16 protein-coding genes and 2 pseudogenes are annotated in these 20,149 nt (G+C 50.1%); 16 read left to right on the forward strand and 2 right to left on the reverse strand.

Annotated features, from left to right (window positions below; all coding sequences use genetic code 11):
- Positions 1 to 137: 137 nt before the first annotated feature.
- Complete coding sequence (gene repC / locus DSL70_RS19955) at positions 138 to 1,403, forward strand: plasmid replication protein RepC (protein ID WP_119309749.1); 1,266 nt, start codon at positions 138 to 140, stop codon at positions 1,401 to 1,403.
- On the opposite strand, the gene DSL70_RS19960 is transcribed toward repC, so the two are convergent.
- Positions 1,371 to 2,312: a M48 family metalloprotease gene (locus tag DSL70_RS19960; RefSeq protein WP_119309750.1), complete on the reverse strand. Its 942-nt coding sequence runs from the start codon at positions 2,310 to 2,312 to the stop codon at positions 1,371 to 1,373. The two genes, repC and DSL70_RS19960, sit on opposite strands and share 33 nt — an antisense overlap.
- Positions 2,313 to 2,445: 133 nt before the next feature.
- Here DSL70_RS19960 and DSL70_RS19965 point away from each other — a divergent pair, with 133 nt between their 5' ends.
- Both DSL70_RS19965 and DSL70_RS22845 read left to right on the forward strand, forming a co-directional pair.
- Entirely contained in the window at positions 2,446 to 2,874 is a 429-nt protein-coding gene (locus DSL70_RS19965; protein WP_119309751.1) for a hypothetical protein, read from the forward strand.
- A gap of 94 nt (positions 2,875 to 2,968) precedes the next feature.
- The gene (locus DSL70_RS22845; RefSeq protein ID WP_162916943.1) at positions 2,969 to 3,613 is read left to right on the forward strand and encodes a helix-turn-helix domain-containing protein; all 645 of its coding nucleotides are present in this window, start codon (positions 2,969 to 2,971) and stop codon (positions 3,611 to 3,613) included.
- 218 nt (positions 3,614 to 3,831) lie between these two features.
- On the opposite strand, the pseudogene DSL70_RS19975 reads toward DSL70_RS22845, so the two are convergent.
- A pseudogene (locus DSL70_RS19975) lies at positions 3,832 to 5,090 on the reverse strand (IS110 family RNA-guided transposase).
- A gap of 137 nt (positions 5,091 to 5,227) precedes the next feature.
- Between DSL70_RS19975 and DSL70_RS19980 the strand changes: the two are divergent.
- The 13 genes and pseudogenes from DSL70_RS19980 to DSL70_RS20040 form a co-directional block, all read left to right on the forward strand.
- A pseudogene (locus DSL70_RS19980) lies at positions 5,228 to 5,518 on the forward strand (integrase core domain-containing protein); the annotation flags it as partial.
- A gap of 1,734 nt (positions 5,519 to 7,252) precedes the next feature.
- Complete coding sequence (locus DSL70_RS19985; RefSeq protein ID WP_119309754.1) at positions 7,253 to 8,014, forward strand: nucleotide-binding protein; 762 nt, start codon at positions 7,253 to 7,255, stop codon at positions 8,012 to 8,014.
- Positions 8,011 to 8,469 carry a hypothetical protein gene (locus DSL70_RS19990; protein WP_119309755.1) on the forward strand — a complete coding sequence of 153 codons (459 nt, stop codon included), beginning with the start codon at positions 8,011 to 8,013 and terminating at the stop codon, positions 8,467 to 8,469. The genes DSL70_RS19985 and DSL70_RS19990 overlap by 4 nt, the downstream gene beginning before the upstream one ends.
- 9 nt (positions 8,470 to 8,478) lie before the next feature.
- Positions 8,479 to 8,790 carry a TrbC/VirB2 family protein gene (locus DSL70_RS19995; protein ID WP_119309756.1) on the forward strand — a complete coding sequence of 104 codons (312 nt, stop codon included), beginning with the start codon at positions 8,479 to 8,481 and terminating at the stop codon, positions 8,788 to 8,790.
- A 12-nt stretch (positions 8,791 to 8,802) separates the two neighbouring features.
- Positions 8,803 to 9,111, forward strand: a complete 309-nt coding sequence (locus tag DSL70_RS20000; protein ID WP_162916944.1) for a hypothetical protein — start codon at positions 8,803 to 8,805, stop codon at positions 9,109 to 9,111.
- Between the two features lie 3 nt (positions 9,112 to 9,114).
- On the forward strand, positions 9,115 to 11,463 hold the full coding sequence (locus DSL70_RS20005) for a VirB4 family type IV secretion system protein (RefSeq protein ID WP_119309758.1): 2,349 nt from the start codon (positions 9,115 to 9,117) through the stop codon (positions 11,461 to 11,463).
- Positions 11,445 to 12,269 carry a hypothetical protein gene (locus DSL70_RS20010; RefSeq protein ID WP_162916945.1) on the forward strand — a complete coding sequence of 275 codons (825 nt, stop codon included), beginning with the start codon at positions 11,445 to 11,447 and terminating at the stop codon, positions 12,267 to 12,269. The genes DSL70_RS20005 and DSL70_RS20010 overlap by 19 nt, the downstream gene beginning before the upstream one ends.
- Positions 12,269 to 13,291, forward strand: coding sequence for a type IV secretion system protein (locus DSL70_RS20015; protein ID WP_119309760.1), 1,023 nt, complete (start codon positions 12,269 to 12,271; stop codon positions 13,289 to 13,291). Before DSL70_RS20010 ends, DSL70_RS20015 begins: the two co-directional genes overlap by 1 nt.
- Positions 13,292 to 13,498: 207 nt before the next feature.
- Positions 13,499 to 14,473 (forward strand): VirB8/TrbF family protein, encoded by a 975-nt coding sequence (locus tag DSL70_RS20020; RefSeq protein ID WP_162916947.1) that lies wholly within the window; start codon positions 13,499 to 13,501, stop codon positions 14,471 to 14,473.
- The gene (locus DSL70_RS20025) at positions 14,466 to 15,464 is read left to right on the forward strand and encodes a TrbG/VirB9 family P-type conjugative transfer protein (protein ID WP_119309762.1); all 999 of its coding nucleotides are present in this window, start codon (positions 14,466 to 14,468) and stop codon (positions 15,462 to 15,464) included. Before DSL70_RS20020 ends, DSL70_RS20025 begins: the two co-directional genes overlap by 8 nt.
- A gap of 2 nt (positions 15,465 to 15,466) precedes the next feature.
- Positions 15,467 to 16,564: a TraB/TrbI/VirB10 family type IV secretion system protein gene (locus DSL70_RS20030; protein WP_119309763.1), complete on the forward strand. Its 1,098-nt coding sequence runs from the start codon at positions 15,467 to 15,469 to the stop codon at positions 16,562 to 16,564.
- Positions 16,565 to 16,575: 11 nt separating this feature from the next.
- Complete coding sequence (locus tag DSL70_RS20035; RefSeq protein ID WP_162916948.1) at positions 16,576 to 19,116, forward strand: hypothetical protein; 2,541 nt, start codon at positions 16,576 to 16,578, stop codon at positions 19,114 to 19,116.
- 21 nt (positions 19,117 to 19,137) lie between these two features.
- Positions 19,138 to 20,148 carry a CpaF/VirB11 family protein gene (locus tag DSL70_RS20040; protein WP_205563407.1) on the forward strand — a complete coding sequence of 337 codons (1,011 nt, stop codon included), beginning with the start codon at positions 19,138 to 19,140 and terminating at the stop codon, positions 20,146 to 20,148.
- The last annotated feature ends 1 nt before the right edge of the window (position 20,149 follow it).

Here is a 20,149-nt window from a genome sequence, read left to right on the forward strand (position 1 = left end):
TCACTCTCAAATATATGCATAGATGACTATAGGTGTGATGGACTCATTTGGCAAGACTCCTTCTTGACCAAAAACGGGTTTTCTATGGCTTTTGTCTGGAGTACAGGATCTCAAACCGCTGTTTTGCGGGAGGTACCATGTCACAGACATACACTACAATTGCCAAGTTCCGGTCTCTCTCGGATGGCATAATCATAAGTGCAATTCTCGCTCAGCAGGACAATCGCCCGATCATCGAAAAGCATGAGCTGTCTTTGACCCTCAAGCGCGCAGCGCCGGCTCTAGGCATCAAGGGTACGGCTTATCATATTCTGGATATTCTGCTCGGCTTGGTCCATGCGGACGACTTTCAGGAAGGCTGCACGCCTATCGTTGCCATTTCTAATCAACGCTTAGCCGAATATACGCAGCACACGACCCGAACTGTAACCCGGGGCCTAAAGCAGCTCGTTGAAGCAGGTATCCTGGCTTACAAGGATAGCCCGACAGGGCGTCGCTTCATTGATCGCAATAGGGAAGGGCAGGTTGTTCAGGCCTATGGCCTCGATTTTACTCCGGCCTGCTTCAACCTTGCTGCCTTTCGGAAGAAGGCTGATGCTTTCCAGAAAGCTTTGAATGCAGAGAGGGAAGCCAAACGATCTGTGACGCGGTTGGCGCGTGCTATCCTTGATCTTTCTATGCAGGATGATGTGGATCTTGGCAAGCAGGTTGAGAGTGCTCAACGTGTCTTGGATAATACAGGAGCAAGTTGGCATGACCGTGCAGATGTGATGAAATCCATCTATCAGGAGGCACTCTCAAAGCTTGGTTATGATGCGGATAAAACAGAAGAAAATGCAAAAATGTCACCCGCGCATGACACTAGTGTCGCGACCATACCTATTACATCCTATTCCGATAAATTTAGTAATAAGAAATTGCGGTCTTGCTCTAACGAGCAAGTCTCAAACTCTAAGAGCGGACAAGCCGCTCAATGGGCTTTGCGAGGAAAGCCTAGGCGCGAGATCGAGCAAAAACAATTACCATTTTTCCCAGTCGAAGGGCCAGAGCGGGGCAAAATCGATTGCATGGATCAGGTATCCATCGGGTTAGTACAGACTGCATGCAAAAAGGTGCAAACCGTGACTGGCTGCACCTTCGGATCATGGCAGGAGCTGATGGGATCAGCGCAAATGCTGAAGCTAACAATTGGCCTCAGTGACCGGGATTTCGGCTGGGGTGTTGAACGACAAGGCAACCTGATGGCGCTCGTCTGTCTGGCCGTTATTGTCGAGAAGGCGCTCAGAGATCCCGAGCTGATTTCTCATCCGGCAGCGTATTTCAAGGCAATGATCGACCGCGCAGAGGAAGGAAATCTCAACCTGGTCCGATCACTCCACGGCTTGCGCATGGAGCCTGTCTGATGGAACCAGATGTCCGAACTCTTTCAAGATCCTGTCTCGGCGCAGCTCGGAGGGGGGATGCGAGCGTTGCATCGAAACGAGAACACCGCCACCTTTCCAGCGTTCGGTTTTTCCAAAATCGTCGAGAATATCTGCAAAGTGTTTTGGCCCAAGAAGGCGTGCTGCGAAGGCATCCGCTCGATACTCGACCATTTGTCGCGTTAAATCTGAAAGAAATTGCGACAAGAAAAGTGGAATTTGCGCTACTGCAACAAACAAGAAGTTGATTTGGCTTAGAACTGGTATCCAGCTGAACAGCAAATTTAGAATGAAGATCGCAAGATGCAGAGGGTAGAACAGAAAATTCTGAATTGTCCCGAAAAAGGTATCCAAGTTTTTATGGTGCCCCAACTCGTGAGCCGCGATCGCAGCTAGCATGTCAACCTGATTGGGAAATGCTGCGTACTTTCGAAGCATGTCGGTGGTAAACACTATACGATTGGTTCCATATGCAAAGGCATTGGTGTCATCATCGTCCATCATGCGATAGATCACCCGGAATATGTGTGTCTTATTTTGCTTGGCGGCGACTGTAAGTTTTTCGTTGACCTGGGCAATGACAGCAGTTTCACGGGCGGAAGGTTTGCGAGCGCCAAACCCTTGATCCTGAATCCAATTACCAATTGGCGGAACAAGAAAAGCAAGCACAGCCGGGCCAAAGGCGATAGGCAGCCATAACGCCCACAATGACGGGTCTGACCAAAATCCTACATGCTGTTTCCAACTTTCGGGAATTTCAACTACGAGGGGAAGAATGATGAAGATAGCGAATACAATCACTAGCGAGAGCGCCATTGTGGTTGCTGTCGCAAGCAAGAGCGAGACAATTCTCACCAGATTTACGGCCAAGGATGCAAGCATCTTACGCATAGTCTCTACTCTTTAGAGTGTGTTTGTTTCTTTAACTATTTTAGCTTTAGTGCCCTGTTAAGTCACGGTATTTATTGAGTTTTGTAGAACAGATGCTTAAAATCTTCCTATCTTTTGTGAAGAAAGGGACAAAATGAAAAAGGCAATTTTGGCGGGTTTGATTGCGGCTGCATTCTTGGCTAGTCCCGCGGCCGAAGCATCCAGCCGTCTGGCGGTTCATATGACGCAGAAATCAATTCCTATGGCCAAAGTGGAGGCGAAGCGGATCTTTACGAGATCCACACTCGGCTACTCGGTTACGAAAGAAACCAAAACGTCCTTGCTGTTTAGCAAAACCTTCTCCGAGAGCTACGGAAAAAATATCGTTGAGTTGCGGAACCGCATAAAGGGCAATCCAGTCGCTCAGGTTGAACTTATGTTTTCAAAGCACGGAAACCGAACCAAAGTGACCGGTGACACATGGTTCATTCTCAACCCGAAGGGTAAGAACAAGGATATTTACAATACCAATCACACGAAGACCTATAAGGACCTCAAACGGCTCCTGGCCGAAATCAGGTGAGTGTATTGAGACAAGCTGTCGGATGTCTGAAGTATGAAATTCCTGACCTCGGTTGACAGATTTTGATAATCTTAATGCCGAGGAAGGAAAATTCATGGAACAACGAGCGCTCAGTGACATTGCCCGCAAGAAGCGGGTGTTTGCCCACGCCAAGAAGATCGGCAATATTGCAAAAACCTGCCGATACTTTGGGATCTCCCGTGAGACTTATTACAAATGGAAAAGGAGCTTTTCTGAGAAGGGTGACATAGGCCTTGTCAACTCCAAGCCTTGTCCAGAGAACCCGACCCTCCGGGTGCCTCAATCAATCGAAGAGAAAATCCTGCACCTTCGCAAGAATTATCACTTTGGTCCCGAACGGATTTCTTGGTCGCTGGAGCGCTATTTCAACATGAAGGTATCCACTTCAGGGGTCTACCAGGTCTTGAAGCGCCATGGCCTGAACAAGCTTCCCAGAGGAACGCCCAAACGCTCAATAAAAGACTTTAAACGATATGAGAAGCAGGTCCCCGGCCATCGGATTCAGGTCGATGTAAAGTTCCTGACTTTTTACAAGAATGGCGAAAAGATCCGGCGCTTTCAATATACTGCTATCGATGACGCCACGCGCGCCAGGGCCTTGCAGGTTTATGATCGGCATACGCAGGAAAACGCCATCAAGTTCATTGACCACATCCGGCAGACTTTTCCATTCCGCATTCACACTATCCAGACCGATAACGTCCTATATTCGGAATGAAACTCTGATTTTGGCGTCAGGTCATTGTCATGCTGAAGAGCTCCAGCAAGTTTGATCTTGTATCAGTTCGGCGTTTTGGTCAACAACGTGTCTCTCCCATAACAAACACAGAGTACGCTTTTTGCGGCTCTCACCGTCCTTAAGACGAGATCTCTTTGTCGTTGAGCAGAAGGCCTGAACATTATCTACGAGGTCAGTAATTTGCCTCTACGGCCCTATCAGACAAGGGTCCTTCTGCTGTCGATCACCCCTCAAAGAAGGGGCGATAGGGTTCACCGCGTTTTATGATCCCGTGAACTGTTCGGGCCATTTTGGCGGCGATTGCGGTGTGCGCCTTTCGGCGCAAATGGGTATTGTGTCGGTCCTTGGATATGTATCGCTCGAACTTATCGCGGAAACTGTTAGCACTTTGCATGATGGCTACCTGACCAGCCATCCATAGTGTGCGGCGTAATCTGGCGTTGCCATATTTTGACAGCTTGGTTTGTCCTCGAAAGGTCCCGGACTGAATGGTCGCCAGATCCATCCCGCAATATTTGAGGAACTGGCGGTGATGAGGAAAGCGGCGCAGATCACCTGCCTCTGCCAAGATCGTCAAGGCATTGATTGGCCCGATGCCCGGGATCGAAGTCAGTAGTTGATAATCAGAGTTGTCTTTTAAAAGATCGACCGCGCGATCCTCAATAGCATTGCGCTGAGCAATGAGGCTGCGGCCTTCACCAAGCACCAATCTGAACATTCGCGCGGCATCGGAATCTGGAGTGATAGGTAAGCCTATGGAGGATCTGGCAGTCTGATAAATATCTGCAAGCAAACGTTCTTTTGAGACTTTGCGGCCGACAACTTCCCAAGCGTCTACAATAAATTCCTCCTGGCTCATCGCCGAGATAAAATGAGGAGACGGATAGCGCTCCAGAAAGGCGAAGAACCAATCACTGCGTGAACTACGGTGAAAGCGCTCTGCCTCGGGAAAGTATAAAGGTAGATAATGGGTCAGGATCCGATGCCAAAGTTCCGTCTTTGAACGTGAGATGATATCGTGTGTTTTGGACAACTCCTGAAGATCATTCGTGCCGCACAGCAGTGGATCAAGGTAGAACTGCTCGTTCCCGATCTCCATCATATGAAGGATGACTTGCGCGTCTTTGGGGTCGTTTTTGTCCCAACTGTTGTTCAGCGCTTCGCGGGTGCGAGCCAAAGAAACAGAAGAGACCAGTTTGACTTCGAAACCGGCCAACCCGAGCCGATAAGCCAGTGCTCGATGATAATTGCCGGTGGCTTCAAAAGCGACACGGACAGGGCAATCATAATCTGCAAGTGACGCAACCAGTCTATTGAAGTCCTCCAACCGGTTTAAAACCGTTAACCGGCGGCGACGTTTTTTGCCTGGAATCGAAATCAAAACTTCATGGCGGGACTTGGCAATATCAATTGCTACCAAAATAGTCTCTGGCTGTGCAATACTGGCATCGATCATAGTCGGCCTCCTCTGTAGTGTGGTTTGTTACAAAAACCACTATAGAGACCTGAAACCCGGCTATGATCACCTGCTACGCTATTTAGGGCTACGCAGCCAATCATAGCCTCAAATCAACATCATTCCAAAGGTGTTATGGCCACGAGTTCCAGGCCAAATTCCACTGGCATTGTGAGGATCTCGGCATTCGGCATGTCTATATCAAGCCAGGATCGCCGCATCTGAATGGCAAGGTCGAGAGGTCGCACAGGACCGACAAGCAGGAATTTTGGCAGCTCGTTGACTATATTGATGACATTGACATCAAGGTAAAACTGAAAGAGTGGGAAGTTTATTACAATTGCCACAGACCACATGCTGGCCTGAAAGGAAAGGCTCCATTCGAAGTCCTTCGAGAAAAGCTTCAATCACAGCCAGAAAAAGTCTAAAATGGTTCGTCAACCGAGGTGAAAAACATCACATCTGAAGGCTGAGGAAATGACCCTCGGCCTTTTTTCGTAGGCGAAGATTCCGAACCTTTTCTTCCTTTTCTCCTCGTCGTTTCGCTCGCGTCAGCAAAAGGCTCTGCAGTGAAGGTGTCCATGACGCGAGTTGATCGGCACAACCGCCGCCATGGCTAAAGACACTCTTCCCTTCCCGCATTGGGGCGCGTTCCCATGGGGCCTGCGGCCCGTCGGCAGAGCGCAAAGCCTCTTCTTATCTCTCTTCTCTGGCTAGGGCCAGAGCGGTGTCAAGGCTGAACAGCTGCGCTGCACCGCGTCCCCTTCCTTCATTCCCTTCGGTCATTGCGTGCAGGCGATCCCCTCACTGGCGTTCGGCGCTTATGGCCTTGACCCCGCTCCGGCCTGTCGCTCCGAGCACAGAAAACGGAAGCCATGAAGGAGCCACGCCAATCAAAAGAGCAGCACGCAAGCGAAGTGTGAGACGCGCTTTTGCGCTGGCTTCAGAGGGGAAAATCTCTCTTTTTTTGACGTTTTCTTATTGACGCGTTTTGAAGCCGAGCGGTCGCAATCTATTGCAACAAATCGCTGTTTATAGCAATTCTTCTCCGAATAACTCGAAGAATCTGACAATATCTCGTGGAAATCTCGGATAATCGCAATAGTTCAATTTGTTTCGCATTCTATCGAAATTTATTGCAGTTTGTTCTTTTTATGTTCCGAATTGCAACCAACGGAATCGCAATCTGTCGTAATTCATCGCCACCTATCGCAACAAATTGCAATAGGTGGGACGGCAGGATAGGTATGACGGTACCGTTCGTCATACAAGAGAGTTCTTATTCGCGTTTCACGCTCAACGATTGGTTGAATTTCCTAGCGCGCAGTTAAGACAAATTTACTCAACATTAGTGATGATTTTTGAAATTGTGGAAAAGGAATGGGAGAGGAGTCAACCTCCCGTATACAGGGAGTCACCTTGACACTATGGTGTGCTTTGTAAGCCGCTAGCGGTTCGAGTGGTCTCACTTCCACATAAGACCACCCGAACCTAGCGAACATTAAAGTACCAGTTTAACATTCGCATTGGAGAACCAACTTACCCAAAATCTGGCAATTGGTCGCTGACTTTCGCGCTCCGCGCTTTGTGCATTGAAGCCTACTAATGGCTGAATCGCTTTGTTATTGAAGCGACCAATTCGCCAATTCCACAAAAATTACCATAAATAGTAAGGGCGCGCCTTTTGGCGCGAACAATACCATGCCGTCTGAACGGACCTCAGTCCGTCAGCCCTATGGTCAATCTCGCTTTGAGGTTGATGCTGTGCTGACGGAAACGCTACAACTTTGCCTTGTGAAGCCGAATTTAAAGGAGGTTTGGCTTGATCTCAATAACCGAGGGCGTGTCTCCAGCTCATATTCTTCCTTTATGCGTAGCCTCAAAAGTGCAGTGAGCTATCGAGATTTCTCCCACCTGCGCTCTATGGCTCGCACCAATTCTCACGAACATGATGGGTCTGGTCGGGGCAATGCCGGAGGGAATGTCCCGACGACAGAAAATCTCGCTTCGGTTTCACAAAGCACATTCCAAAATTCTGAAGCTGCGACCCAGCCAACATATTCAAAAAAAGTCGATCAATCAAGGTCAGCGGCTGAACGCTTCCGAAATTCCAAAGATAACCCTTTCCGAAAAATTGATCGCAAAAAGAGGTTTGAATTCTAATGGAAAAAACCTTCCATCTTGTCTTGCAAGCAAAGGGAGGGATCGGCAAAAGCCTGACCGCTTCCATCATTGCCCAGTACTACTCCCATAGAGCTGTTTCGGTAACTGCGATTGATTGTGATCCCAGCACGCCTACTTTTTCGACAATCCCCGGGCTGAAAGCTATTCCCCTTCAGATTATGGAGGAAGATGACATCAACCCTCGTTGTTTTGATCAGATGATCGAGACAATTGTTGAAGCAGAGGCTGGTGAGCAGATCATCTGCGATATTGGCACGAGTGCTTATGTGCCCTTCACATCATACCTCATTCAGAATGTGGCCCTTCCGTTTCTGCAGGACAGTGGAACGCGCGTTTTGATCCATTCTCCCATTTGTGGTGGTCCTGCATTTCAGAGCACGCTCGACGGTCTTGGAGAGCTGATTTCGCAGTTTGAAACGGCTCAATTTGTCATCTGGGAAAACGAATTTTTCGGGCCTGTTGGTCGGGAAGGGAAGAGCTTTAGCGAAAGTAAATTCTTCCAGACCTACAAAGACAGGATTTTCGAGCTGCTTTTGCATCCTCGCGTTCAACAAGCAACCTTTGGCGCTGACATAAGAGCGATGATGGAGCAAAGCCTCACTTTTGAAGCTGCGATCCAGTCACCGGACTTCAAAATCATGAGCCGCCAGAGATTGCAACAGATCTGGAAGTCGCATGTGGCTCAACTAGACCAATCCAGGCTTTCTGCTGCGCTTGTTGCCGAAGAGGCCGCAGAATGAGCGGGATCGATCACTCCCCAGATCAACTGGACCTGGAGTGGGATGCTCTCAAGAAAGAAGATGCCAGAGAAGCCATTATGCGGCATTCCGGCGTCATTCTGTCTGAAGATGATCCCATAATGGCGCTTGTGCCCTTGCTCAATGCCTTTTCAGACACGCTTAAAGCCAATCTTTCAAAGGCCATGGATCTTTTTGGAGAGCGCAGCAAATCTGGCGTGCGTGAAGTTGTCGCCACCGTCGATGACAGGCTGAATGAAGCGGTCACCTCTGTCTCAGAGATCAACAATGCGGTGACACAAGAGAATATCGCCACTCACCTTCAGGCCGTCGCTCATTTCACAGAGCAAACAACGCTTGTCAAACGCTCCATGCAGCGCATGACCCGTTGGAATGGCTTCTTTGCCTCCATCAACATTCTGGCGGTTATCGCCATCTTTGTGATCCTCAAACAATAGGAAATCACCATGTCTCGTATTCATTTCCCAAAACCCAAGTTACGTCTGGCCTTGGCCCTTGCCGGTATGGTCCTTGGCAATTCCAACGCCTTGGCTGGCTCTGACTGGGCCTCTCCTGCCACGTCTCTGGCAGAATCCCTTCAGAGCGGTACCGTGAGCATTGCGACTGCAATTATCGGCTTCGGGCTGATCCTTTACGGCATCTACATCATTATTTCAGGGCACTTCGATATTCGGCGGGTACTGACCTATGTGCTCGGCGGCGCTTTGATCATGGTTGGTCCTAGTATCCTGACGACCCTCTTGTCGGCAACGTCATAAGGGAGCAGCACGATGAAAGCACAAAGCAGCGTTGCTACCTATGTGCAAGAGCCGATGAAAATTCTCGGTATGTCACCTTTTCACTTTTCCGTTGTCGTCATTGGAGTGGTCCTCCTTTCCATGCTTGGCGGAGTTGTGGGCGGTCAATCTGTTGCCTTTGTGCTTTTCATCGTGACGATGCCGCTTGGGATCGTGTGGGCCGTTCATATGCGCCGCAAAGATCCTCACTCCGACACTCTTTTCCTTCTGCCCAATACTTTTCTGAGAGGCAAACCAAGCCGCCATCTGGTCGCTGGTGAAAAGAAGAATTTGGAGAAGTAACCAATGCTCACCCAAGCATTACTCATGACAACAACAGCTCTTTTTGCCGGGGTGCTCTTTCATCCCAAAACATCGCGCTATTTGCTCGGTGACATTGATGAGGATTGGCTGGCTAATGAGCTGGAATTTGATCAAATCCTTGCTGACAATCAGACCCTACAATTGAAGGATGGGCAGTATGTCCGCATCTTCACCTTGTCCGGAGTGGCCTATGAGACGCGTTCTCTGGCTGAGCAGGATATTCTTGCAAAAACCCGATCAACTGCATTCCATCAATTTCTGAAGCCCAACACAACGCTGCGTATCTTTGGCGTGAAGCGCTCCCGAGATGTCAGCTTTGATGCAGAATGGCCGACTATCACGCTCAAGGAAATCGGTGAGAAAGAGCAGAGCATTTACCAGAATGCTTTTGAGCAGATCTGGTGCCTCGTCCTTACCTGTCCGACCATGAGCGAGATGGACAAGACGAGCAGGGGCCTTTCCTCCTCCTTTGAGAGCTATGGCTTGCGGCCTGTGCTGGCAGCGACAAAGCTTCATGATCCTTGCGAGCTCAGCAGCTTTGTCAATTATCTGATTAGCGGACAGTTCATGCCCTTCCTGCCGCGTATCTCTCAAAATATGAGCGTCAATATTCCGGCATGTGATCTCGATATTGCGACGGACGGCCTGATCAGGACAACCGTTCCGGCCCCCTATTTCAATAAAATCATTGCAGTTCGTACCTGGCCGGAAACCATGAATGGTCTTCTGATCTCCCAGATTTTGGCGTTGCCAGCCGAGATAGAGATTTGCCATATCGTCAAGCCGCTTGATACTACGCAACAGGTGGCTCTCTTCACACGGACTGTCCAGGAGCAGAAGCATAACTTCTTTGGGACTGGCACACAGCTAGCAGAATTTGAAGGTGCGCTTGAGGACTTGCTCAATGATGAACATCACCTCATGGAAACGCAGTTTCAGGTGGCTGTTCGGGCAAGAGATGAAGACAAGCTCAATGAGGTGATCGACAGGATCACGGCTATCTTTGACAAGGCACGGGTGCTCTACTCTGTCGAGACAAAGGGCGCTTGTGTCGCTTGGTTCAACCGAATGCCCGGACGTGAAAAGCTTCTACGTCCCTTGCGGCTCTATGAGAGCAATATCTCAACCCTCTGGCCATTCCAATTTTCCCCTATCGGTATGTGGAAGTCGCCTTTTGGGGATCGCCCAATCCGATTGTTCAAGACGCCGACCGGCGCCAATTATGCCTTCCAGTTTCACGTATCGGACAAACCGCAGAGCCCCGGCAATTACCTTGTCTTTGCTCCGACTGGTTCAGGTAAGTCCACCCTTATCATGCATTTGCTTGGAGGCCTGTCGAAGTTTCCAAAAGTTCGGAACTATGTGTTCGATTCCAAGGATGGTGCGCGCTTCATGGTAGAGGCCATGGGAGGTGTCTATCAGGGATATGACGAGCTTGCTCTCAATCCTCTGGATACGGACCTGTCGGACAAGACCGCCAAACTTAGGGCGCTTCAAATTATGCGCTTGCTCGCGGGCAACGAATATACGGAGAATATGGAGGCGTTGCTTAGCAATGCCATTGATATGTCTGAATATCTGGAAGTTGGCGAACGGACACTCAACAATATTTTTACGGCTTCCTTCCCTCGTTTATCGACCGAACACAGGCTTTTTGAAAAGTGGGTCTCTCTTGAAGAGAAAGAGGGGCAATATGCCCATGTCTTCAATGCGCCTCGGGATCAGATTTCCGGTTTTCTGGAAAAGTCATTCCTTGCAGGGATCAATATGAACGAGGCGTTGGAAGATCCTCTGTTGGGGCCTCCGGTGATTGCCCATATTGCCAACGCGATTTCTCAAGCCGCTCGCAAAACTGATGGTGGCTTTTCCATCTTCATCGATGAAGCTGCAAATCTTCTGCGCAACGATGGCTTCCGCAAGCTCGCGCTTGAGATGTATCGCGAATACAGAAAGCTTGATGGGCTCGTGGGGCTGGCCTTTCAGGAACCGGGAGCCTTGCTCTCGGTAGAAGGAGCCTCGGGCATTATTGAGAATGCCCAGACCATGTTCTTCTTTCCCAACTCCAACGTCGATACCAAAAATCTCGAACCGCTCAATCTATCCTCTGAACAGATCGCATTCATCAAGGGGCAGGGGGATATGCGTGGTGGCCGACAGGTCATGATTGTCAAGCGGTTCGAAGCCAGCTCTTTCAATGAGAGCGCCATCATCGACATTGACCTTACGCCTTTTGGAGACGCAATCCGTTTCTACCGCTCCGGTCCAGCCCCAATTCGCGAACTCAACGAAATCAAACAAAAATGGGGGGATCAATGGCTATCCCATATCTAAGATCACATTTGCTTGCAGCATCACTTCTCGTTGCTCTGGTGGGCGCTCCATCGACATCACAGGCTGCGATGCTGGTTGTCGATACGAGCAATCTGGCAGAGGCGCAAAAGTCAGTTGCAGCGCTTAAAAGCCAGCTTGAAACCGCTAAAAACCAGCTCAACACGTTGAAAGAGAGTCTGGAGGTGGCAACCGATCAGCTCAAGAAGCTTCAGGAAGTGAAGAAGGTTGCCGATGATACTTTCTCCGCCATTGGTGAGATGGGGCATATCACGATCCCATCCATCAACTTCAAGAGCTTGGCGAACTCGATTGCGAGTGCAAAAAGTTGCCTCGTTCCTGATTACAAGAACCTGATGCCATCAGTTGATCTTGAGAATATGTCCTTCAGCTCAATTTGTGACCGCAGCTCGGCTTACAGCTCTGGGTTGATCACAAAGAAGGAGAGCCTTCAGACCGGGTCATGGGCAGAAAAGAAGGAAGTGCTCAAGGGCATCCAGACGAACCGGGTCAACACCATCACGGATGCGTCTGTCAAAGGTTTGGCACAGGCCGACCAAGCCATTGAGACAGCCGATGAGACGTTGGAAACCGCTCAGGATTACAAAAAGGCCGGTGAATCTGCCGCCGACATGAATGCCCGTCTACAGGTGCTGATTGAAGTCAATGTGGCGCGCTTGGTTGCACAAAGCCATATGAACCAGCTTATGGCCCAAATGCTCAAGGTTCAGGCCGCTGCAACCATCAATGAACAAGTCCCTGTAGAGAATGATCTGGCTGAAGAGACCGATGCAGAGGGGCAAGAATAATGGATTGCACCACCTGCACAGTTTTTGAGGCCTTCGTCAATAACTCGTCCGGTTTTGTCGATCAGATGGTTTCCAACGTGGAAGGACCTCTTACCGGGCTTGTTATCGCAATTGCAACCGTTTGGATCGTCTGGGTCGGGATTCAGGTGGTTTTGGGCTCGCTTGATGTACCTCATGCGGTGAAACAAGTTGTCTTTATGGTTCTCGGCTTTGGGGCATTTCTCGGTGTCGATGCTATTATTGGTACAGTCTTTGACACCGCCATTTCCGTTTTGGGCGGCTTGTCAGCTTCCATTACAGGCTATAGCGGGGACGGTGCTAGCGGAATTTCTTCGCTATTGATGGCAATTGAATCTCAGATCTCCAAGGTTGTCACAATCGTTGCAATCTTTATCGGTGACGGCAGTGGCACTCCCTGGGGAGTGGTAGCCTACGTCATGCGTGCCATTTATGGTGTGTTGCTCCTGATCCCGTATGGCTTGCTGCTTATCCTCTTTCTTGCCCAAACGGCAACCTGTCTGTTTCGGGTCACCCTGATTTGCGGTCTTTCTCCCTTCATCGTTGCTCTGTCCGGATTTCCTTTTGGTTCGGGGCTTTATGCTCAGGCCATCCGCACGCTCATCAGTGCGATTGCAACCATGCTCGCCGTAACACTGGTCTTTTCCATCGTCACCAAATGCTTCGACATACTGAATATTGGAGGCGAATCCTCCCTCTCTCCTGAAGAATTTGCTTCTCTTTCATCCGGGCCATATCTGCTTGCCCTCATCATGGGCTGGCTTGGTTGCGCTCTAATGTCAGAAGCCATTTCGATTTCAGGATCTATCGCTGGTGCGATGCTTGGCTCGGTTGGTGCAAGCACTCTTGCAGGCAGAACCCTTGGGGCTGGAGCTGCCGCAGGTGGCGTTGGAGTGGGTATCACGAAATATGCTGGCAGCAAAGCGCTAGACGGAGCCAAGTCAGGCTACGAAAAATACAAAAATCGCAAAAGGCCGGGCGAAATATCCACCCCTACAGAATGAAATTCGAAAGGTATTTCAAATGATTAAAGTAGTCTTGAGTGCGCTTATTTTTGCCTCATCCATAACCATGACAGGCTGTTCCACATTCTCGAAAACGGAAATGCCTATCAAACCGGATGGCGTTGACGAAATGCGCAAATCTCCTTGTGCTTGCACTGAGATCCAGTATCAGGCTCCCCGTTTTGAATGGGTGGGTTGAGGTTCCTTATGCGATTTCTAACCCAAATATTCAGAAAGCTGCGCAAGCCCCCTAGGGAGGTTGTGCGCATCGAGCCAGAGGCTGTTTCCTCATCATTGATGCTTACTGTCGCAAATGACGAAAAGCAGGCTGAAGGAGACGCAAGGAGGAGCGCGTATGAGCAGCAGGAAGAACCTGCTGTCTACTACGGCTCGAAACTGCCATTTCATAAAAGAATGCTCTCTTTTGGCAAGAAGCAAAGCCGCAGAAAGCCGAAGTCCGACGACAGGGCGGCAAGCAAGGAAAAAAGAGCAGCACGTCAAGCTGAGGAAGGGATCGGCAACCACAGAGCCGTGCTTGACGCAGATCCGTTTGCCTTCAAAACAGCGGCACGCCGGAACGCCTTTTTCTTACGTTTCTTCGTCGTCTATTCGACAGCCGCGACCTTGGCGATCATTGTTCTTGTTAGCACCATAAGTGAGCTTTTCCCGCTTAAAACAACCGAGTTTGCTTTGTTGCGGGTGGACCCCAATGATGATCGAATCTACTCGGTCGAGCCGGTTTCTGTAAAAGTCCCTGGCTATGAACTGATGGTCGAGAAAATCGCGCGCCGCTATGTTCGCGATATTCTGGCCATTGATGATGTTACTCAGAATGAGCGCTTCAATCGCGTTCGTCGCTATAGCGATAGCGACTTCTTCAACGCCTATCTCAAAGCGAACAAAGATCTTATCTCCCGCGCTCTAGGGGATGGTTTGAACCGATCAATCACAGTGGTCGGCGCAAACAAGATCGTTCGATATGACGACATCTACCAGTTTGTCGTTGAATTCATCCAGACAGACAAGATCGGGCGAGACAAGCCAAAGAAGCGGCATTTGCGTGCCTATCTCGAACTCGAGCCTCGCCAGCAAGACGTTCAGGAAGTCGACAAGTTCGAAAATCCCCTCGGTATCCGCGTCCTCAATATGGCAGTCAAAGAGGAACCTACAAAAAATGAATAAGTCCATATTCGCATCAATTCTGGCCGCAGTGGTGTTCATGAGTGCACCTGTCGCCCATGCTCAGACTGCAATTGTGCGGCAGCCCCCTAATCGCTCTGCTACCGATAACACCAAAAGCCGGATTGATGGAGCCAATCAGGCCGCCGCGCAGGCCGCATTGGGGCTGGATGCAATCGCCGAAGAGCAGGCTCGCCTGCAAGCCTCAGGTGACTTCGGTGTTATGCAGCGCAATGTTTCCATCGGCGGGCAGATTCAGTCTGCATGGTCATATAAAGCCAAAGGGCAGGGCGTTCATATCGAAGCGCTTTGCGATACGTGCGTCTACAAGGTCCGTTTGCGCGAGTACATGACCACGGCCATCGTTTTGCCAGAGCGAATGGAGATTGAAAGCGTTGATCTGGGTGATACCAACCGGTTCGATGCCAAGCGTCGTACCAGGAATATTCTGGTGGTGAAGCCTCTTGGGTCTGGGGTTGATAGCTCCATGCAGGTCTATACCAAAGAAGGCCAGGTTCTTTCCTTCTATCTTCGCTCTGAATCGGTGCGGTCCAAGCACGCTCCGGACCTCACCTTCAAGATTGAGGACCGGATTGATACGAGTGGCTTGCAGGTCATCAACTTTGATGATGGTGTCAATGGTCCTGCCAACCCTTCCATGCAAGGTCAAACAGCGGCAACTGGCGCGAAAGACTTCCTGAAAACAGCGACTTTCGATCCTTCCAAAATTCGTGGTTTCGATAGCTACAAATTGTGGGGTGACAAGAACCTGAAGCCCGAGCAGGTCTATCGCGACGACAATTTCACATACATTCAGTATGGCGACAAATGGAATGATATCGAGCTTCCAACGGCATATGTGGTGGTCGATGACATTGACGAGTTGGTCAATACCCGCGTTGTCGGAACCACTTTTGTCGTTGAATCCACCCATCGCTTGATCACATTGAAGAGCGGTCAGTCCTATATGTGCATCCAGTATTTGGGAGACTGATCATGGGATTGTGCTCTGTGTTCCTGGCTCTCAATATGTCATTGGGGGGGCTCTGCCACGAAGCCCCTTCAATCCCGCGTGGTGTTGGGGAAAGTGACCCTCAGGTTTTCGACTATGAGAAACCAACGCCGCCGCCGCCCCCTCCCAAGCCACGCGTCATAACAATGCCGCCTGTTGTTATCAATAAGCAGGTCGAGGTTCCGGTTGAGAAGGAAGTGGTCAAGGAGAAAAAGGTCACCGAGTATGTGACGCAATATCTCCAACCCGAAGTGAAAGAGGAAACCGGCCCTACGTCTTTGCAGATTGCCTTGCAACAGGAAATGCTTGAGCGCCGTGCTGCTCAACAAAGGCTTGTTGAGGTGGATCTTGATGGAGACTTGGCCAGCAGGCAGGCTCCGGAAGGGCGCTACAATGCGAACCTTCCGAATTTTCCGCCGCCTGATGGCATTGACAAAGAGAACAGCAAATACAGCGCTCAGCGCAGCTATTCCACCACTGCGGTAGACAATACCCGTATTCTGGCCGCTGACCGTATCATCACTGGCATTCTTGAGAATGGCGTGAACTCGCAGCTTTCAGACAATGGATCTGTGATCGTGCAAGTCTCTCGTGATGTTTACGGGGCTCATGGGCGAACCAAGCTGGTTCCCAAGGGCTCGCGCATGATCTGTCACTATGATGAAGTCGATAAGGTCGGGCAGACCCGTGTCGGCTTTACATGCAATCGAATTCTTCTGGCTGAAAGCCGCGCTGAAATCTATCAGCTTTCCTCCCATATAGGCGATGGCCAAGGCTATGGCGGCCTCTCGGGTGAGGTCGATAATCGCTTCTGGGAAAAGTATGGCAGCGCCATCCTGACGACTGCCCTTGGGTCGGCAGTCGAAGCCGGCGTTATGGCCGCATCCTCAGCTGATCAGTCAGATTCCAACATCATCGGTAATGGAGCATCCGGTGTTTCCGAGAATGTGGGGCAGATTACCGCCGCCATTCTCGAGGACACGGTTGATCTTACCCCGATCATCCGAATTGCACAGGGAACCCGCGTGCAAATCCGACCAGAGAAAGACTGGTATCTGGCCGATCCGGTCAAATCAAACTAAGGAGCATATCTATGAGATTGCGAAAGCAATTGAGCTTGGGATTCGTGATGGCAGCTTTGCTCACACCAAATCTCGCTATGGCTCAATCGTCACCCGATAGTGGTGCGCAGGCAGCAACGACAGATACCGCTTTGGCAGCATCGAGTCCAAGCGACGCCAAAGCGGTTATCAAGGAAAACCTGTTTACCGTTGTGCCCACGCTGGAAACAGCAATGACGGAAGAAGGATCTCCCGTCAATCTTTCCTTCTCCGGATCTCCCAACACGGAGACACCGGTTGATTTAAGCGGGATCTCTGCGAAGGGGTTTACGCGAACCGTGACAGTTGATGGCGAGAAGATTGCCCAGGTTGTTGTTACCAATCTATCCAACGAGGATGATGCGTCGGTCGCTCTTTCGGCCGACAAGTTCACCAGCCAGTTCAATATTGAATCTGACATGTTGGAACCAACAACGGCCATATCTGTCAACGGGAATGAAAAGGAGTTTGTCACGGCTGTCAAATCCCTCCAGAAAACCCCATCCGAAGAAGAGGAAGATCCAGAAGAAAAGGACACGGAGAACGGAACAGATCGAGGAACCTCCACAAGCGGTGGAGGGAGTGCAAATGATATCGCTGGTTCTTACCAGACCCCTGAAAGGATCGAGCCGGAAGAAGAAGAGCCTGAAGATACTGTTGAAGTTCGCGTGACGACTGTCGGCTGTCCGGTTGTCATTGACGAAACCCAAGGTGTTGTTCGGGTGCAATCCAAGAGCCAGACCTTCACCAATGGAACGATGACCTCGGAAGATGCCTGCACCGATAACGGTACGACCTATACCATCCAGAAGTCTTATGCGACTTGTAGCGATATGGTTGATCTGGATGGTAAAACCGCCAGCCCTCAATATCTGTCCTACTATATTGACGCAGAGGCGACCCGCAAGGAAATCTCCGACTGCCAGCCTGATACCGAGAAAACCTATAAAATCTCCGAGATCGAGAATGGCTGTTCTGTGTCGGTTGATATCGACAATATGAAGGTCAGCCGGAATACGTCTCTTGTTTATACAAATGGCAATAACACCCAGATCAAGGTGCAGGATTGTTCACCATCGGAGACATTGGAGCCTTACAAGCTTGTTGCTGATAGCTACAGCTGCACGATGAAGCATGACTTCTCAAAGGGCGTTTCATCGGAAATGGTGATGTATGCCTATGAAGGTGAGGATGGCAATTACTATCAGGTGACACCATGCACGGAAACCGGCAACAGATATCAGCATTCGAAGGTTTTCTATGAGGGTGGCATTCGGCTTTGTCCGGTACTCGTCAATAAAGCTGCAGGGACCGCAACAGAGCAGTATCGCACACAGATTATGGTCGATGGAAAGCCGCAATATATCAGCGCCTGTGTGCCTGATACCGCAAATTCCACCACGATTGAAGAAACGACCAACGGATGTGACGATCCGGGTAACTGGACCCATGATTTGAGTGCAGGTGTGTCATACGGTCAATCCCGCTTTTATTATGACACCAAGCTTGGTCGCGAATATGTCACTGGCTGTATGAGCAATACCACGACCTATCCGCACAACGTGACCGTTACTGGCTGGAAGAATAATGATGAAGCGCTTTTTGCTCAGCAGCTTGTCTCTATCTCCATCAACGTGAATGGAACCGAATATCCGATTGCGTCTAACTATTTGATGGATGGGACCGCCCAGATTTCCTATGCCCATGACGGGTTTGAGGACATCGCAGACCCCAAGCGGGCATATTATGAGACCTGCAATCTTTTCTATCCAAGCAATCGAAGTGACGTCTACACCCGGCCTGATGGGTCCAAATACTCAGTTCCGATCGGTGATGGGGCTACCAAGGATCAGGGTGATAAGTGTGTTCGGATGTTTGATGGCTGGAAGAACAATGATGAAGAGCTTTATGCCCAAAAGCTTGTCTCAATCACTCTGAATGTAGACGGGGTCGAAAAGCAGATTGAGTCTGCCTATCTGGCGGATGGAGCCGAAAAGATCCCATATACCCATGATGGTATCGAAGAAGTGGAAGATTCTTCAAGGGCTTATTATGACGCCTGCAATCTTCTCTATCCGAGCAATAAAAGTGACATCTACACCCGACCTGACGGCACCCAATATGCAATTCCTATCGGTGATGGAGCTGTCGTTGACAAGGGTGACAAATGCGTTCGTTCCGTTGTCTCGGATGAAGTGAACACCAAGGATGTTGTGATCACTTCCAATGTCGATAGGAAACATGGTGCGTCTGTCATGGACACAACCGGGCAGATAATTGAGGTTGGAACGGGAGGCACAGTCAAGGCAAATCTGCCAACATCCCTCAACTTCGCGGGCACCCGTATGTGTCAGAAAGGCTGGAACATCCTTATTTCTTCGTCAGCGAGGCTGACCCATTACAAAGCCAAGAGAACCAGAACCAAGATTGAGTATCCGGAGGGGGCAATAACCTATGCGGACGAGACGCTTGGGGATGAGTTTGCTTCAAGCGTTCAAAATCTGACCTATAGCCATCAGTGCTACGACGATTAGTGATCAGTGTGCGGCGCTAAGGTGCCGCACGTCCTTCCCCTGATAAATGTCAATGTTACACTGGTACCTATTATGTCTGATCTGCTGCTTCAACGGCTGCTCAAGCCCCTTTCCCGTCACTATGACAATCCCGAAGTGGTTGAGTTGCGATCAAAGAAGGTTGGCGAAATTATCCTTGAAATGAGAAGGGACGGCAATCGCTACAAACGGGTTGCCGAGCCGGAACTAACCCGAAAGCGAATTATAGAAATCTGTATGGGTTTGGCGCACATTTCCGGGATCGAGTATAATCCCGATACCGCGCCCAAACTTTCGGCACGTCTCCCTGGAAATCACCGGTTTGAATGCCTGATTGGCAACTCTGTTGCCTCTGACATGTCCTTGGCTATTCGCCTGAAACACCCTTACGACGTGTCTCTGGAAATGATGGGCCTTGATCCCCATCACATTGCCTATCTGGCCAATGCCCTTAGAAACCAATGGAACATCGCGATTTCAGGTTCCACCAATACGGGCAAGACCACCCTGCTCAATAAGTTTCTGTCCTTCCTGCCGGATGATAGGCGTGTGGTAAGCGCCGAGGATACGCTAGAGCTGGAAACCGACCGCTTTTACAATGGTGTTTCCCTGATTGCTGCGCGTGATAAGGCCGCCGGTGCTGGTTTCATGGACTGGCAACAGCTCTTTGACCATCAAATGCGTATCTCGCCCGACAATCTCATCTTCGGGGAAATATCAACCCAGAATGCTTTTGCAGCATTGAATGTGCTCAACACAGGCGCGCGCGGTTGGCTCTGCACGGTTCACGCCGAAAGCGCCGCTCTGGTGCCTTCAAGGTTTCAGGAGAACATCAATGCATCCGGTCAGATCCTTCCTGATGCTGCAGGCTTCATGTCCAGGTTGATCGATCTGGTGGTCCATATTCGCCGTACCAATGATGGCCGTCGCTTTGTCTCTGAGATCTACGAGATGAAGAATGACCGCTATATTCTGCGACGCTTGACGCCTGATGGCGAAAACCTTGCAGCGTGAG

Source organism: Cohaesibacter haloalkalitolerans (assembly GCF_003574655.1).
In the GTDB taxonomy this organism is placed as follows: Bacteria; Pseudomonadota; Alphaproteobacteria; order Rhizobiales; family Cohaesibacteraceae; genus Cohaesibacter; species Cohaesibacter haloalkalitolerans.

What these genes read in the sequence shown, in the direction of transcription:
- repC (WP_119309749.1), top strand. Translation starts at nt 138, where the DNA reads ATGTCACAGACATACACTACAATTGCCAAGTTCCGGTCTCTCTCGGAT.
- DSL70_RS19960 (WP_119309750.1), bottom strand. Translation starts at nt 2,312, where the DNA reads ATGCGTAAGATGCTTGCATCCTTGGCCGTAAATCTGGTGAGAATTGTC.
- DSL70_RS19965 (WP_119309751.1), top strand. Translation starts at nt 2,446, where the DNA reads ATGAAAAAGGCAATTTTGGCGGGTTTGATTGCGGCTGCATTCTTGGCT.
- DSL70_RS22845 (WP_162916943.1), top strand. Translation starts at nt 2,969, where the DNA reads ATGGAACAACGAGCGCTCAGTGACATTGCCCGCAAGAAGCGGGTGTTT.
- DSL70_RS19985 (WP_119309754.1), top strand. Translation starts at nt 7,253, where the DNA reads ATGGAAAAAACCTTCCATCTTGTCTTGCAAGCAAAGGGAGGGATCGGC.
- DSL70_RS19990 (WP_119309755.1), top strand. Translation starts at nt 8,011, where the DNA reads ATGAGCGGGATCGATCACTCCCCAGATCAACTGGACCTGGAGTGGGAT.
- DSL70_RS19995 (WP_119309756.1), top strand. Translation starts at nt 8,479, where the DNA reads ATGTCTCGTATTCATTTCCCAAAACCCAAGTTACGTCTGGCCTTGGCC.
- DSL70_RS20000 (WP_162916944.1), top strand. Translation starts at nt 8,803, where the DNA reads ATGAAAGCACAAAGCAGCGTTGCTACCTATGTGCAAGAGCCGATGAAA.
- DSL70_RS20005 (WP_119309758.1), top strand. Translation starts at nt 9,115, where the DNA reads ATGCTCACCCAAGCATTACTCATGACAACAACAGCTCTTTTTGCCGGG.
- DSL70_RS20010 (WP_162916945.1), top strand. Translation starts at nt 11,445, where the DNA reads ATGGCTATCCCATATCTAAGATCACATTTGCTTGCAGCATCACTTCTC.
- DSL70_RS20015 (WP_119309760.1), top strand. Translation starts at nt 12,269, where the DNA reads ATGGATTGCACCACCTGCACAGTTTTTGAGGCCTTCGTCAATAACTCG.
- DSL70_RS20020 (WP_162916947.1), top strand. Translation starts at nt 13,499, where the DNA reads ATGCGATTTCTAACCCAAATATTCAGAAAGCTGCGCAAGCCCCCTAGG.
- DSL70_RS20025 (WP_119309762.1), top strand. Translation starts at nt 14,466, where the DNA reads ATGAATAAGTCCATATTCGCATCAATTCTGGCCGCAGTGGTGTTCATG.
- DSL70_RS20030 (WP_119309763.1), top strand. Translation starts at nt 15,467, where the DNA reads ATGGGATTGTGCTCTGTGTTCCTGGCTCTCAATATGTCATTGGGGGGG.
- DSL70_RS20035 (WP_162916948.1), top strand. Translation starts at nt 16,576, where the DNA reads ATGAGATTGCGAAAGCAATTGAGCTTGGGATTCGTGATGGCAGCTTTG.